Raw genomic sequence first — 14,767 nt, 5'->3', positions numbered from 1 at the left:
CTCTCTAGCGCCGATGGTAGTTGGGACCTTGTCCCTGTGAGAGTAGGACGTCGCCAAGCAACTAAAAACACAAGTCAAATGACTTGTGTTTTTTTATTTCCCATGAAATAGATTTGGTTCCATTAATAAAAAATTTGAAATATAGTAAGGGATTTTTTGAGCAGAAATACTTAGAAATTGATAAATAAACGGATAATCTTCAGAACTATAACTGCCAAGTAAGTCATACCACCAATCTGTTTCATACCTAGAAATCATGCTTAAATTATAGAGCAATAAATAATGAATGAGGAGTTCAGGTAATATTGGCTTAGGATTTCTAGGATCAGTCGTAAGTGGCAAATAATAAGTATTAGTAAGATGTTCATAGTATAAAGGAGTACTGTACATAGGATTCCATGATTGAATGGGCGCTGTAAAAAGTAAATTCGATTGATTAGTCTTCTCAGGTACGTGCTGTATTGATAAATGCTTACAAGATGTTTCAATGTAACGAGAAAATCTCTCTTTAGTCATATGTAATCGATCTAGTAGGTTGACTGAAAAGGAGAGCTCATTTTTAATTGTTGAATCGATTTTATATAAAGTTGATCCTTTTTGACTATAACGAAATAAATTTTGTAATTCTGGAATATTTCCCATTAATTCTAACATGTTAAATTTTTCTGCTTCTAAGTGTTTCATGTGAAACAGTTGTTCTGCAACATGAGTAAATAATCCGTTTTTTTGTACCTTCACCTCATCTTCTAAAAATTGATACCCTTGTTTTTTTCGTTTGCGAGTTGTAACGCCATGAGCTAAAACAGTAGTGGATTCAGGATAGTTAGGGTCAATAGTTAGTAGGCATGCTTTAAAAAGTTGACTAATTCCATAAAATAACAACATTGGTTGAATGGAAAATGGAGCTGTCTTATATAATTCATAATAATTTTTTCCGTGTTCTAAGTAATAAATAAAGGGATAACAATTTTCAAAACTTTTTTTTTCGGCATCCTGAATAGAGGATTTTTCGTAACAACGGGCAAGATAACGTTGTACGTTTTGAGATGAAAAAAAGAAACTTAACTGCTGCCAAGTACAAGATGTTTGATGCATATATTACGCTCCTTTTATTGTCTAAAAATTCTAACATATATATACGTCCTTGACAGTATTTTAACCAATTGATAAGCTACTAATAATAATTTCTGGTATCATAGGGGGAACAATTATGTGGGAATCTAAATTTGTTAAAGAAGGTTTGACTTTTGATGATGTATTACTTGTACCAGCTAGGTCAGATATATTACCAAGAGAAGTAAGTGTTAAAACAGTTTTATCTGAAAGCTTACAGCTAAACATCCCGTTAATTAGTGCAGGAATGGATACAGTAACAGAAGCTGACATGGCTATTGCAATGGCTCGCCAGGGTGGTTTAGGAATTATTCATAAGAATATGTCTATTGAGCAACAAGCAGAGCAAGTTGATAAAGTAAAGCGCTCTGAAAGCGGCGTTATTTCAGATCCTTTCTTCTTAACTCCAGAACATCAAGTATATGATGCAGAACATCTTATGGGAAAATATCGTATCTCAGGTGTACCGGTTGTAAATAATTTAGATGAGCGAAAATTAGTTGGTATTATTACAAACCGTGATATGCGCTTCATCCAAGACTACTCAATCAAAATTTCTGACGTAATGACAAAAGAACAATTAATTACAGCTCCAGTTGGTACTACACTGGAAGAAGCTGAAAAGATCCTACAAAAGTATAAAATTGAAAAACTCCCTCTTGTTGATAATAACGGTGTATTACAAGGGCTTATTACAATAAAAGATATTGAAAAAGTAATTGAATTCCCAAACTCTGCTAAAGATAAGCAAGGACGCTTATTAGTTGGAGCAGCAGTTGGTGTAACAGCGGATGCAATGCTTCGCATCGATGCATTAGTAAAAGCTAGTGTAGATGCAATTGTACTTGATACAGCACATGGGCATTCTAAAGGTGTTATTGATAAGGTAAAAGAAGTTCGTGCTAAATATCCATCACTAAATATTATCGCTGGAAATGTTGCTACTGCTGAAGCAACGAAAGCACTAATTGAAGCTGGTGCAAACGTAGTTAAAGTTGGTATTGGACCAGGTTCTATTTGTACAACACGCGTTGTAGCCGGTGTTGGTGTACCACAATTAACTGCGGTTTATGATTGTGCAACAGAAGCTCGTAAACACGGCATTCCAGTTATTGCTGATGGCGGTATTAAGTACTCTGGTGATATGGTGAAAGCCTTAGCGGCAGGAGCACATGTTGTTATGCTAGGTAGCATGTTTGCAGGTGTTGCAGAAAGCCCTGGAGAAACTGAAATTTACCAAGGTCGTCAATTTAAAGTGTATCGTGGTATGGGTTCTGTCGGTGCGATGGAAAAAGGAAGTAAAGATCGTTACTTCCAAGAAGGCAATAAAAAACTTGTCCCAGAAGGTATTGAAGGACGAGTACCATATAAAGGACCTTTAGCAGATACAGTTCACCAATTAGTTGGTGGCTTACGTGCAGGTATGGGATATTGCGGAGCACAGGATTTAGAATTCTTACGCGAAAATGCACAATTCATTCGTATGTCAGGTGCTGGCTTACGTGAAAGTCATCCTCATCACGTACAAATTACAAAAGAGGCTCCAAACTACTCATTATAATGTCTTATATACAAATAGACAGAGATTTGATATCTCTGTCTATTTTTTTTTGATTATGTTAGAATAACGGTTATGTGAGTACATAGATATTGGGGGTAGCAAAAGTGAAAGGTATGTTTTGCAAAAGATTCATTGCTTTGGTAACAGTGCTTACACTAGCTTGTAGCATTTTTATGCCATATAGCAATGCATCAGCTGAAACAGGAGCCGCTTTAAACATTGAAGCAGGTGCGGCAATTTTAGTAGAAGCGAATTCTGGGAAAATTTTATATCAAAAGAATGCAGATGAATTATTATCCATTGCTAGTATGACAAAGATGATGAGTGAATATTTAGTTCACGAAGCAGTGGATAAAGGAAAACTTAAGTGGGACCAGAAAATTAAGGTTTCTGAATATGCATATAAGGTTTCACAAGATGCTTCATTATCAAATGTTGCATTAGAAAATGGTGGCTCTTATACAGTAAAAGAGTTATACGAGGCAATGGCAATCTTTTCTGCAAATGGTGCAACAATTGCATTAGCAGAAGCAATTGCAGGTAAAGAAGTAGACTTCGTAAAAATGATGAATGATAAATCGAAAGAACTAGGGTTGAAAAATTATAAATTTGTCAATTCTACAGGTTTAACGAATAAAGATTTAAAGGGAATGCATCCTGAAGGAACAACAGCGGATGAAGAAAATAAAATGTCTGCAAAGGATGTTGCAACTTTAGCACAACATTTAATTAAAGATTATCCAAAAGTGTTAGATACAGCAAAAATCCCTAAAAAAGAATTCCGTCCAGAAAAAGAGAAGTTTGCAATGTCGAACTGGAACTGGATGTTAAAGGGCTTAGTTAAAGAATATGATGGCGTAGACGGCCTAAAAACAGGCTCAACTCCAGAGGCAGGAGATTGCTTCACTGGTACGGTTGAAAGAAACGGAATGCGTTTTATTTCTGTAGTTATTAAAACAAGTTCTCATACAGCACGTTTTGATGAAACAAAGAAGCTATATGATTATGGATTTGCTAACTTTGAAGTAAAACAAATGTATAAAAAAGGTTCTTCAGTAAAAGGACAAGAAACAGTACGAGTAGAAAATGCGAAAGATAAAGATGTAGCAGTTCAAACGAAACAAGCTATTTCACTTCCAGTGCCAAAAGGAAGTAAAGATGTTTATAAAACGGAATTAAAAGAATCAAGCAAGGGACAAGAAGCACCTATTAAAAAGGGAGCTGCGCTTGGTCAAATGGTAATTACGCCAAAAGATACAAACGACCCTGGATTTTTAACTGGTAAGTCACTGCAAGTGGATCTTGTAACAACATCTGAAGTAGAAGAAGCAAACTGGTTTACTCGTGCTATGCGCGGAATTGGTTCATTCTTTAGTGGCATGTGGAATAGTGCTGTTGATACAGTAAAAGGTTGGTTTTAAAAGCTCCTCATGATAGGAGCTTTTTTTTATTCCTATTTTTCATACCGACTTTATGAAAAAGTAGTAGACAAGCATCTGATAGTTAGTGGTAGAATGTAAGAGTATTCTTAATTTTCGCCTTTAACGGGGGAAAGCAATTCACCTAGGGGGGTTTTTGTACATGACAAATGTAACAGGGACAGAACGTGTAAAACGTGGAATGGCAGAAATGCAAAAAGGCGGCGTTATTATGGACGTAGTTAACGCTGAACAAGCAAAAATTGCAGAAGAGGCAGGCGCAGTTGCCGTTATGGCATTAGAGCGTGTACCAGCAGATATTCGTGCAGCAGGTGGCGTTTCTCGTATGGCAGACCCAACAATTGTTGAAGAAGTTATGGGTGCGGTGTCAATTCCGGTTATGGCAAAATGCCGTATCGGTCACCTTGTAGAAGCACGTGTATTAGAATCATTAGGGGTAGACTATATCGATGAGAGTGAAGTATTAACTCCTGCTGATGAAGTATACCATTTAAATAAACGTGATTACACAGTTCCATTTGTATGTGGTTGCCGTGATATCGGAGAAGCTGCACGTCGTATTGCAGAAGGTGCATCTATGCTTCGTACAAAAGGTGAACCAGGAACAGGAAACATTGTAGAGGCAGTGCGTCATATGCGCCAAGTCAATGCAGAAATCCGTCAAGTTGCGAGTCTACGTGAAGATGAGTTAATGACATATGCAAAAAATACTGGCGCTCCTTACGAAGTATTACTTGAAATTAAACGTCTTGGTCGCTTACCAGTTGTAAACTTTGCGGCAGGTGGTGTAGCAACACCAGCAGATGCAGCATTAATGATGCAACTTGGTGCTGATGGGGTATTTGTTGGATCTGGTATCTTCAAATCAGAAAACCCAGAGAAATTTGCACGTGCAATCGTTGAAGCAACGACTCATTATGAAGATTACGAACTAATTGCAAGCCTTTCTAAAGGATTAGGTAATGCAATGAAGGGTGTCGAAATTTCAACGTTATTACCAGAACAACGCATGCAAGAGCGTGGATGGTAATTAAAGGAGAACTTTAAAATGGTGAAAATCGGTGTACTAGGTCTTCAAGGTGCAGTTCGTGAGCATGTAAAATCAGTTGAAGCAAGTGGTGCAGAAGCTGTTGTTGTAAAGCGTATAGAGCAACTTGAAGAGATTGATGGTCTTATTTTACCAGGCGGTGAAAGTACAACAATGCGCCGTCTTATTGATAAGTATGCTTTCATGGAACCACTTCGTACATTTGCAAAGTCTGGTAAACCAATGTTTGGTACATGTGCAGGGATGATTCTTCTTGCGAAAACACTTATTGGCTATGAAGAAGCACATATTGGTGCTATGGATATTACAGTTGAGCGCAATGCGTTCGGACGCCAAAAGGATAGTTTTGAAGCTGCGCTTTCAATTGAAGGCGTGGGTGAAGACCTCATTGGTGTATTTATCCGTGCGCCGTATGTTGTAGAAGTAGCTGATAATGTTGAAGTGCTTTCTAAGCATGGTGACCGAATGGTAGCGGTAAGACAAGATCAGTTTTTAGCTGCTTCATTCCATCCGGAATTAACAGATGATCATCGTGTGACAGCATACTTTGTTGAAATGGTAAAAGAAGCAAAAATGAAAAAAGTTGTATAAGTAACTTGCAACTTGTATAAGATTATAGTAAATTGATGGTAACAATTTTATAAAATAAGCGTGTTGATAGGAAATAGTAACAAATGTCGTTTCTTATAGAGAGTCGATGGTTGGTGGAAATCGATAGAAACAGTTTGTGAATCCATCCTGGAATGGAATGTGGAATATCTTTTGGATTAGTAAGCATTCCCGGTGAAGAGCCGTTATTTCTACTTGAGAGGAAAGCGGTAATGCTTTCAACTAGGGTGGCAACGCGGGTTAACTCCCGTCCCTTTATATAGGGACGGGAGTTTTTTGTGTTTTATAAAATAAAAGGAGGAGTATATAATGCTTGATATTAAATTTTTACGTACAAACTTTGAAGAAGTAAAAGCGAAATTACAGCATAGAGGCGAAGATTTAACTGATTTCGGCCGTTTTGAAGAACTTGATACGAGAAGAAGAGAGCTACTTGTTCAGACAGAAGAATTAAAAAGTAAACGTAACGAAGTATCTCAACAAATTTCTGTATTAAAGCGCGAAAAGAAAGATGCAGAGGCTCTAATTTTAGAAATGCGTGAGGTTGGAGAAAAAGTAAAGGATCTTGATAACGAACTTCGTACAGTTGAAGAAGACTTAGAAAGATTAATGTTATCTATTCCAAATATCCCTCATGAATCTGCTCCAGTTGGTGAAACAGAGGATGATAATGTAGTAGCACGTACTTGGGGAGAAGTGAAAGAATTTACTTTTGAGCCAAAACCACATTGGGATCTTGCTACTGATTTAGGAATTTTAGATTTTGAACGCGCTGGGAAAGTAACAGGAAGCCGCTTCGTATTTTACAAAGGTGCTGGTGCAAGATTAGAGCGTGCTTTAATTAGCTTTATGCTTGATCTTCATACTGATGAGCATGGATATGAAGAAGTATTACCTCCATATATGGTAAACCGTGCAAGTATGACGGGAACAGGACAACTTCCAAAGTTTGAAGAAGATGCATTCCGTATTGAAAGTGAAGATTACTTCTTAATTCCAACAGCTGAAGTACCTGTAACGAATATGCATCGTGATGAGATTTTAAATAAAGAGCAATTGCCTATAAGATATGCTGCATTTAGCTCTTGCTTCCGTTCTGAAGCAGGTTCAGCTGGTCGTGATACACGTGGTTTAATTCGCCAGCATCAGTTCAATAAAGTAGAGCTTGTGAAGTTCGTAAAACCAGAAGATTCTTATGAAGAATTAGAAAAATTAACAAATGATGCAGAACGCGTGTTACAATTATTAGAGTTGCCATATCGCGTTATGAGCATGTGCACAGGCGATTTAGGATTTACAGCAGCGAAGAAATACGATATTGAAGTATGGATTCCAAGCTATGGCACATATCGTGAAATTTCTTCTTGTAGTAATTTTGAAGCTTTCCAAGCGAGACGTGCAAATATCCGTTTCCGCCGTGAGCCAAATGGAAAACCAGAACATGTTCATACATTAAATGGATCTGGTCTTGCAATCGGACGTACGGTTGCAGCTATTTTAGAGAACTACCAACAAGAAGATGGTACAATTATAATTCCAGAAGTTCTTCGCCCTTATATGGGAGGAAAAACAGTTATTAAGTAAATTTAAACATTCATCGGTATGAGTGATTGGTAATTATGAGCGTTGTCAGTACTGTAATGTAGGAAGGGAAAAGTAAAATTTTCCTTTCCTCATAATTTATTTTAGTAGGGTTGACTAACTGTTTTTCTTTTGATATTATATTTGATGTCAATATGGAGGTATACCCAAGTCTGGCTGAAGGGATCGGTCTTGAAAACCGACAGGCGGCGAGAGTCGCGCGGGGGTTCGAATCCCTCTACCTCCTCCAGATATAATTGACAACAGCGCATATAAGTGGAGATTGGAGAACTCGTTACCAACACGTAACGAGTTTTTATTTTAAAACCAATCATAAAGTATGGTGTAAGGTAATTTTGTCCTTATTACACACTCATATTCCGATGATTATCTTCATAGATATGAAAGGAGTCAACATGGATCTTATTATACAAACGTTTCCTTTAGATGGAAAAACTTTATATTATGTACAATGTCCTGTCTGTAAGAACAATAGAATTTTAAACAGTGGTGCAAACGTATCACGCATTATTAGTGATGATACATTCCGTAAACTTTGTGGTTGTACTTGTGATGTAAAACAAGCTACGAGTAAAGTAGAGGCGCCAAAACAAGTTAAAAAAGCAGCTGTAAAGAAAGCGGCGGCTCCAAAACGTACAGGTAAAGTATTAACGGCAGTAATTAACGGGAAAGAAATGACTGTTAAAGAGATTGCTGAAGCATACGATATTAGTACAAGTACTGTTCGTCAGCGCATTAACGCAGGAAAACCTGAGAGTGAAATTATTGCTCCAACAAAGAAGAAGTAATTTAATAGGAAAACCCGTGCATATGCACGGGTTTTTTATTTTACAAGTTTACGTGTTTGTTTTAAAAAATGGCCAATTTTTTTAATGATTGGTTCGATTGAATCACCATCTTTTAAAATATCGTACTCATTAATATTTAAGCGTAATACAGGGCATGAATTAAAGTTGTTAATCCAGTTTTCATAACGTCCATGCATTTCTTTCCAGTACTCAATTGGTGTTTGCTGTTCCATTGGGCGCCCGCGTTCTTGAATACGATCGACAATATCATCGAAAGAACCTTCTAAGTAAATTAATAAGTCTGGATGAGGGAAGTAAGGAGTCATGACCATAGCGTCAAATAAACCTTTGTATGTTTCATAATCAGTTTCCGTCATTGTTCCTTTTTCATGATGCATCTTTGCGAAAATTCCAGTGTCTTCGTAAATGGAACGATCTTGAACAAAACCGCCACCATATTCAAAAATTCTTTTTTGTTCCTTAAATCGTTCTGCTAAAAAGTACACTTGTAGGTGGAAGCTCCAACGAGTGAAGTCCGCATAGAACTTGTCCAAATATGGATTGGAATCTACTTTTTCAAATGATGTGCGATAACCTAAAGCATTAGCTAATGCAGTTGTCATAGTTGATTTACCCACACCTACCGTTCCGGCGATAGTGATTACTGCGTCATTGGGTATATCATATTTTTGCCTTAAATTCATTATTATTTCGACTCCTTTAAGAGAGTATTTTGAAGGGCAGATAGGATGACGTTTAAATCATCAGGATTTTTTACAAAATCCATATCGTCTCCATTAAATTTCAATACTGGTATTTCCGGATGATCTTTTTTAAAAGCATCCATTGCTGTTTCATAATCTTTTGTGAGCTGTAGTAAGTAATTTGGATCCATGTTTTTTTCAAATTCTCTTCCGCGCATGGCGATTCGTTTTTGCAATGTTTCTAGGCTAGCTGTTAAATAAACAATGACATTTGGCACAGGCATATCTTGTGTAAGGATACGATAAATTTGCATGTATTTGTCATATTGGGAGTCTTTTAATGTGCGGGATGCAAAAATTAAATTTTTAAAGATATGGTAATCCGCTACTACTGGTTTCCTTTGATTCAAATACTTTATGTTAATGTCTTCTAATTGTTTGTATCTATTACAAAGAAAGAACATCTCTGTTTGAAAACTCCATTCGTCGATGTCTTCATAGAACTTTCCTAAAAAGGGATTTTCATCAACAATCTCTTTTAGTAAGTGGAGTTGCATGTGAGTTGAAATTTCCTTCGCAAGTGAAGTTTTTCCAACACCAATTGGTCCTTCAACCGTGATAAATGGTACTCCGGTCACGCTGTTTCCTCCTTTCAATCAGTGATTTACCGTGACTACTAAAAACACAAAACAGAATTATTGTAGCACAAGAGGGAAGCGAGCGGGTTAATTTGATATAAAAAGTTAGAAAATAGATATATGTATTAATTAAATTTTATTTTGGTTGATGATGTTATAGTTGCTTTCAATGTAGTTTCCATTATTTTTAAAGCATGTATATTATCTTGGTCGTTGTTAGAGGCAATACAATCCTCTGGTACATACAATGTATAATTTCTCATATGAGCATCATTAGCTGTAAATAGGATACATATATTTCCGGCAACCCCTGTTAATATTAGATTTTCTATTTTTAAATAACCTAGTAATGAATTTAAAGGTGTTTCATAAAAAGCGGAATAATGTGGTTTAATAAAAATGTAATCATCAGAACTTGGAGCAATCTTATGGATTATGTTTTCGCTATATTCATTTGTACAATGAGTAATAAGTTGGTCGATATCAGATCTCCACAGTTGATAATGGTCATTAACGTAAATTATAGGACAGCCGAAGGATTTCATTTTTTTCTTTAATTGTAAAATAGGGTTTGTTATAATTTCACATTTTTTAGCTAGAATGGGTCCGTGGGAAAATTGAAAGTCATTAATCATATCGATAATGAGCAAGGCGGTATTTTTCATATGTAATCCCCTCTCTTTTTTCTTTTAGGGTGGATTGAATTTGTAAAAGTTATCCCCTGTGTAGTAAATGGAAATAAGTGTACTTTATTTGTAATGAAAGGACTATGTTATGGAACAAGATCAAGATATTTATTTTATGCAATTAGCGATAGAAGAAGCTAAAAAGGCAGAGGAAATACAGGAAGTACCAATTGGAGCAGTTATAGTGTTAGATGGTGAGGTAATTAGTGTTGCCCATAATTTAAGGGAAACTGAGCAGAGATCAATAGCTCATGCTGAGTTGCTAGCGATAGATGAGGCGTGTAAAAAATTAGGGACATGGCGTTTAGAAGATGCAACATTGTATGTAACATTAGAACCTTGTCCAATGTGTGCAGGTGGAATTGTTTTATCACGAGTGAAGCGAGTTGTATATGGTGCAAGTGATCCGAAGGGCGGATGTGCAGGGACATTGATGAATCTTTTAACGGATGAACGCTTCAATCATCAATGTGAAGTAGTATCTGGTGTACTAGAGGAAGAATGCGGTACGTTGTTAACAAGCTTTTTTAGAGAGCTTCGTAAAAAAAGAAAAGCAATAAAAAAATTAGAGAAGAATACTGGGAACTAACGTATTTGCATTTTATAAAGAAACAAGTTATACTGATAATGCCTTTAATGAAGGCAACCGAATATTGGTTTTAACTTTGCCGTGCTAAGCGGGGAGGTAGCGGTGCCCTATACTCGCAATCCGCTCTAGCGAGGCCGAATCCCCTCTCGAGGTTATGTTGCTGTAAGGTCTGCCTTAAGTAAGTGGTGTTGACGTTTGGGTCCTGCGCAACGGGACCCCGTGAACCTTGTCAGGTCCGGAAGGAAGCAGCAATAAGCGGGTCTTCTCGTGTGCCGCAGGAGTGCCTGAACCGAGCTAACTGCTTGAGTAACGCTTATGGTACGTAATCGACGGAGGGTGCACGGCAGTTATATATGTATACAAAACTCACCTTAATACAAAGGTGAGTTTTTTGTATAGAAAATAACTTTTGGAATCTATAAACAGAATGGGTTATAATAAATGAGATAATAACCTTTGAGGGAGGCCGTATTTTCGTGTCATACCAAGCGTTATACCGAACATGGAGACCGCAAAAGTTCGAAGATGTAGTCGGTCAAAAGCACGTGACAAAAACGTTGCAAAATGCCCTTCTTCAAGAGAAAGTTTCACATGCTTATTTATTTTCTGGCCCGAGGGGAACAGGAAAAACGACAATTGCAAAAGTATTTGCAAAAGCAATTAACTGTGAACATGCTCCGGTAGCTGAACCTTGTAATGAATGTCCTTCTTGTTTAGGAATTACACAAGGATCCATTTCAGATGTATTAGAAATTGATGCGGCTTCAAATAACGGTGTAGATGAAATTCGAGATATTAGAGATAAAGTAAAATATGCTCCAAGTGCTGTAGAATATAAAGTATACATTATTGATGAAGTTCACATGCTTTCTATGGGTGCATTCAATGCGCTTTTAAAAACCTTAGAAGAGCCGCCAGGACATGTTATCTTTATTTTGGCGACAACAGAACCTCATAAGATCCCGCCTACAATTATTTCACGTTGTCAGCGTTTTGAATTCCGAAAAATATCAGTGAATGATATTGTTGAGAGATTATCAACGGTCGTGACAAATGAAGGTACGCAAGTGGAAGATGAGGCATTACAAATTGTTGCGCGTGCTGCTGAAGGTGGTATGCGTGACGCACTTAGTCTTATTGATCAGGCTATATCTTATAGTGATGAGACCGTTACGACAGAAGATGTATTGGCCGTAACAGGATCTGTTTCTCAGCAATACTTAGGCAATTTAGTAGAATGCATACGTGAAAATGATGTATCAAGAGCATTGCAAATCATAGATGAAATGATGAGTAAAGGGAAGGATCCAGTTCGTTTTATGGAGGATTTCATTTACTATTATCGTGATATGCTTTTATATCAAACTTCACCGCAACTAGAACATATGTTGGAACGAGTAATTGTAGATGATCAATTCCGTAAGTTGAGTGAAGAAATGCAACCGGAAGTGATCTATGAGATTATTCATACCCTTAGTAAGGGACAACAGGAAATGAAGTGGACAAATCATCCGCGTATTTTCTTAGAAGTTGTTATGGTGCAATTGTGTCAACAGTTTATGATGCAAGCAAATGGTACAGATCGTTTGCAAGCAATTATGAACAGGATGCAGCAACTGGAGAAAGAGTTAGAGCAAGTTAAAAAGAACGGTGTGCCAGCTGGTGTACAACAGGAAGTAAGAGAGACACGTGCAACACCAAAGCCGGTAAGAACAGGAAGTATGAAGATTCCTGTCGGACGTGTAAATGAAGTATTAAAACAAGCGAAGCGTCAAGATTTAGAACAATTAAAAGCTGTATGGGGTGAGTTGTTAGGAAGACTCAAATCATATAACAAAGTAGCGTTTGCTGTTTTACTAGAAAATAGCGAACCAGTGGCAGCTTCAGATGACACTTACGTTTTAGCATTTCAATATGAGATTCACTGTAAGATGGCGAGCGAAAATCGAGAAGCTATGGATACAGTAGAACAAGCTTTATTTGAATTGCTAAGTAAAAGGTTAAATATGATTGCCATTCCAAAAAGTGAATGGGGTAAAATCCGTGAAGACTTTTTACAACGTGAAGGTGGAGAGTCTGAAGAAAGCCCAGAGAAAAAGGAAGATCCTCTTATAGAAGAGGCAGTGAAATTAGTAGGGCAAGAACTCATTGAAATAAAAGAGTAATAATAATTAGGAGGAATTAATTATGATGCGTGGCGGAATGGGAAATATGAATAACATGATGAAACAAATGCAAAAGATGCAAAAGGACATGGCGAAAGCACAAGAAGAGCTTGGTGAAAAAACAGTTGAAGGTACAGCTGGCGGCGGAATGATTACAGTTATCGCAAATGGTCATAAGCAAATTCTTGAAGTGAAGATTAAAGAAGAAGTTGTAGATCCAGAAGATATCGAAATGCTACAAGACTTAGTATTAGCTGCAACAAATGATGCACTTAAAAAGGCTGATGAGCTTTCAAACTCTACAATGGGTAAATTTACAAAAGGCTTAAACTTACCAGGTGGAATGTTCTAGGAGGATATTGATACATGCATTATCCAGAACCAATATCAAAACTAATCGATAGTTTTATGAAGTTGCCAGGTATCGGACCGAAAACAGCGGTTCGATTGGCATTTTTCGTATTAGATATGAAAGAAGATGATGTGTTAGGTTTCGCGAAAGCACTTGTAAATGCGAAGCGAGATTTAGCGTACTGTTCTGTATGCGGACATATTACTGATCGTGATCCTTGTTATATTTGTAATGATTCACATCGAGATCAATCAGTTGTTTGTGTCGTACAAGAACCGAAAGATGTAATCGCGATGGAAAAAATGAAAGAGTATCAAGGTGTATATCATGTGTTACGTGGTGCGATTTCTCCTATGGAGGGAATTGGACCGGAAGACATTAATATCCCGCAACTCTTAAAGCGACTACATGATGAAACGGTACAAGAAGTGATATTAGCAACAAACCCTAATATTGAAGGGGAAGCTACAGCGATGTATATCTCCCGCCTCTTAAAACCTACAGGCATTAAAGTAACTCGTATTGCACATGGTCTGCCAGTTGGTGGAGATTTAGAATATGCAGATGAAGTGACATTATCCAAAGCGTTAGAAGGTCGCAGAGAAGTATAAGAGGAGAAACGAAAATGTTCTTTCAAAAAAAGGGTAAATTGCGTAAAGAGTATGACGATAAGTTAATTGTACTTTTGGAAAAAGTGAAGAATGAGTGGTTACGTCAGAAGAGAATGGTCGAACAAAGTGTAGAACCGTCTCAAGATGTCATTTGTTCTTTGAAAATAGCAGAGGCGAAATATTTCTTTTTGTTGAAAGAAGCAAAGCGTCGTCCTGTAAAAATGGAACAATGGTAAAAGGTTCTGCTTTCTAAGCAGGCCTTTTTATTTTATTTGTTAAATGCTGAGGTATCGTCTTATTTAGTTTATATAAAAGAGATGCTGCATATGATAACTGTTCTTTTTTATTGTCTTGTCCCATACAAATAGATGTATAGGTCATTCATAAGGAGGAAAAAATGAATTCTACAATTATTATTGTTGGCATTCTTACTTTAGTATTTATTTTTCTTGTTTTTGGTGTTACCTCTAAGCCATTACGTTTTATAGGTAAGGTGATTTTTCATGTTACTTTAGGAATAGCATTGCTTTTTATCGTAAATGTTGTAGGGACATATTTTGATTTTCATATCCCGATTAACATGGGGACAGCAGCAATAACGAGTTTGTTAGGCTTACCGGGTGTGGCAGCATTAGTGATTATTAAGCTTTATATCATGCCAAGATAAAATTATTTTGGCATTTTTTTAAAAAGTGTTGACTATTAAATGATTAATATGGTAAATTAATAAGCGTCGTCAGCAACGAAAGAAAAAAGCTGTTGACAGATTTAACGAGAAGTGTTAAATTATAAAAGTCGCTGAAACGCGATATTGAACTTTGAAAACTAAACGAAACAAACAACGTGAAACGTCAATTTTTAT

At 36.8% G+C, this 14,767-nt stretch carries 16 protein-coding genes, 1 tRNA gene, 1 other RNA gene and 1 other annotated feature; of the genes, 14 read left to right on the top strand and 4 right to left on the bottom strand.

Annotation, left to right across the window (positions count from 1 at the left end; genetic code table 11):
* Nucleotides 1-93: 93 nt before the first annotated feature.
* Nucleotides 94-1,095 (bottom strand): YaaC family protein, encoded by a 1,002-nt coding sequence (locus AB6801_RS30985; protein ID WP_000554291.1) that lies wholly within the window; start codon nucleotides 1,093-1,095, stop codon nucleotides 94-96.
* A 115-nt stretch (nucleotides 1,096-1,210) separates the two neighbouring features.
* On the opposite strand from AB6801_RS30985, the gene guaB reads away from it, so the two are divergent.
* The 7 genes from guaB (at nucleotide 1,211) to AB6801_RS30950 (ending at nucleotide 8,160) form a co-directional block, all read left to right on the top strand.
* Entirely contained in the window at nucleotides 1,211-2,674 is a 1,464-nt protein-coding gene (guaB, locus tag AB6801_RS30980) for an IMP dehydrogenase (RefSeq protein ID WP_000264088.1), read from the top strand.
* Nucleotides 2,675-2,787: 113 nt separating this feature from the next.
* A complete protein-coding gene (dacA, locus tag AB6801_RS30975; protein WP_125653127.1) occupies nucleotides 2,788-4,095 on the top strand; it encodes a D-alanyl-D-alanine carboxypeptidase DacA in 1,308 nt (435 codons plus the stop codon).
* 160 nt (nucleotides 4,096-4,255) lie between these two features.
* The gene (pdxS, locus tag AB6801_RS30970) at nucleotides 4,256-5,143 is read left to right on the top strand and encodes a pyridoxal 5'-phosphate synthase lyase subunit PdxS (protein WP_000186165.1); all 888 of its coding nucleotides are present in this window, start codon (nucleotides 4,256-4,258) and stop codon (nucleotides 5,141-5,143) included.
* Nucleotides 5,144-5,161: 18 nt separating this feature from the next.
* Nucleotides 5,162-5,752 (top strand): pyridoxal 5'-phosphate synthase glutaminase subunit PdxT, encoded by a 591-nt coding sequence (gene pdxT / locus AB6801_RS30965; protein ID WP_325856259.1) that lies wholly within the window; start codon nucleotides 5,162-5,164, stop codon nucleotides 5,750-5,752.
* A gap of 54 nt (nucleotides 5,753-5,806) precedes the next feature.
* Nucleotides 5,807-6,028 (top strand) — a binding site (T-box leader).
* Nucleotides 6,029-6,079: 51 nt separating this feature from the next.
* A complete protein-coding gene (gene serS / locus AB6801_RS30960) occupies nucleotides 6,080-7,354 on the top strand; it encodes a serine--tRNA ligase (protein ID WP_000884186.1) in 1,275 nt (424 codons plus the stop codon).
* Nucleotides 7,355-7,508: 154 nt separating this feature from the next.
* Nucleotides 7,509-7,601 (top strand) — tRNA-Ser (locus AB6801_RS30955).
* A 166-nt stretch (nucleotides 7,602-7,767) separates the two neighbouring features.
* Nucleotides 7,768-8,160, top strand: a complete 393-nt coding sequence (locus AB6801_RS30950) for a sigma factor-like helix-turn-helix DNA-binding protein (RefSeq protein ID WP_000364196.1) — start codon at nucleotides 7,768-7,770, stop codon at nucleotides 8,158-8,160.
* Between the two features lie 35 nt (nucleotides 8,161-8,195).
* Here AB6801_RS30950 and AB6801_RS30945 read toward each other — a convergent pair whose 3' ends face one another.
* The 3 genes from AB6801_RS30945 to AB6801_RS30935 all read right to left on the bottom strand — a co-directional run bounded on the left by AB6801_RS30945 (nucleotide 8,196) and on the right by AB6801_RS30935 (nucleotide 10,167).
* Nucleotides 8,196-8,864, bottom strand: a complete 669-nt coding sequence (locus tag AB6801_RS30945) for a deoxynucleoside kinase (RefSeq protein WP_001053585.1) — start codon at nucleotides 8,862-8,864, stop codon at nucleotides 8,196-8,198.
* A gap of 2 nt (nucleotides 8,865-8,866) precedes the next feature.
* On the bottom strand, nucleotides 8,867-9,502 hold the full coding sequence (locus tag AB6801_RS30940; protein WP_000148218.1) for a deoxynucleoside kinase: 636 nt from the start codon (nucleotides 9,500-9,502) through the stop codon (nucleotides 8,867-8,869).
* 125 nt (nucleotides 9,503-9,627) lie between these two features.
* Nucleotides 9,628-10,167, bottom strand: a complete 540-nt coding sequence (locus AB6801_RS30935) for a cysteine hydrolase family protein (RefSeq protein ID WP_000798712.1) — start codon at nucleotides 10,165-10,167, stop codon at nucleotides 9,628-9,630.
* 109 nt (nucleotides 10,168-10,276) lie between these two features.
* Between AB6801_RS30935 and tadA the strand changes: the two genes are divergently transcribed.
* The 7 genes from tadA (at nucleotide 10,277) to AB6801_RS30900 (ending at nucleotide 14,572) form a co-directional block, all read left to right on the top strand.
* Nucleotides 10,277-10,777 (top strand): tRNA adenosine(34) deaminase TadA, encoded by a 501-nt coding sequence (tadA, locus tag AB6801_RS30930; protein WP_000434332.1) that lies wholly within the window; start codon nucleotides 10,277-10,279, stop codon nucleotides 10,775-10,777.
* Nucleotides 10,778-10,856: 79 nt separating this feature from the next.
* Nucleotides 10,857-11,121, top strand: an RNA gene (ffs, locus tag AB6801_RS30925) — signal recognition particle sRNA large type.
* A 132-nt stretch (nucleotides 11,122-11,253) separates the two neighbouring features.
* Nucleotides 11,254-12,942 carry a DNA polymerase III subunit gamma/tau gene (gene dnaX / locus AB6801_RS30920; RefSeq protein WP_000121575.1) on the top strand — a complete coding sequence of 563 codons (1,689 nt, stop codon included), beginning with the start codon at nucleotides 11,254-11,256 and terminating at the stop codon, nucleotides 12,940-12,942.
* 25 nt (nucleotides 12,943-12,967) lie between these two features.
* Nucleotides 12,968-13,294 (top strand): YbaB/EbfC family nucleoid-associated protein, encoded by a 327-nt coding sequence (locus AB6801_RS30915; RefSeq protein WP_014894853.1) that lies wholly within the window; start codon nucleotides 12,968-12,970, stop codon nucleotides 13,292-13,294.
* 14 nt (nucleotides 13,295-13,308) lie between these two features.
* Nucleotides 13,309-13,905: a recombination protein RecR gene (recR, locus tag AB6801_RS30910; protein ID WP_000559169.1), complete on the top strand. Its 597-nt coding sequence runs from the start codon at nucleotides 13,309-13,311 to the stop codon at nucleotides 13,903-13,905.
* Nucleotides 13,906-13,919: 14 nt separating this feature from the next.
* Complete coding sequence (locus AB6801_RS30905) at nucleotides 13,920-14,141, top strand: YaaL family protein (RefSeq protein WP_000466019.1); 222 nt, start codon at nucleotides 13,920-13,922, stop codon at nucleotides 14,139-14,141.
* Between the two features lie 161 nt (nucleotides 14,142-14,302).
* Nucleotides 14,303-14,572: a pro-sigmaK processing inhibitor BofA family protein gene (locus tag AB6801_RS30900; RefSeq protein ID WP_097999600.1), complete on the top strand. Its 270-nt coding sequence runs from the start codon at nucleotides 14,303-14,305 to the stop codon at nucleotides 14,570-14,572.
* The last annotated feature ends 195 nt before the right edge of the window (nucleotides 14,573-14,767 follow it).

The organism is Bacillus sp. RCC_6_1, from assembly GCF_041360755.1.
Taxonomy (GTDB): domain Bacteria; phylum Bacillota; class Bacilli; order Bacillales; family Bacillaceae_G; genus Bacillus_A; species Bacillus_A cereus.
The sequence above is the reverse complement of the archived record's forward strand: the minus strand, read 5'-3'. Positions and strand labels throughout refer to the sequence as shown.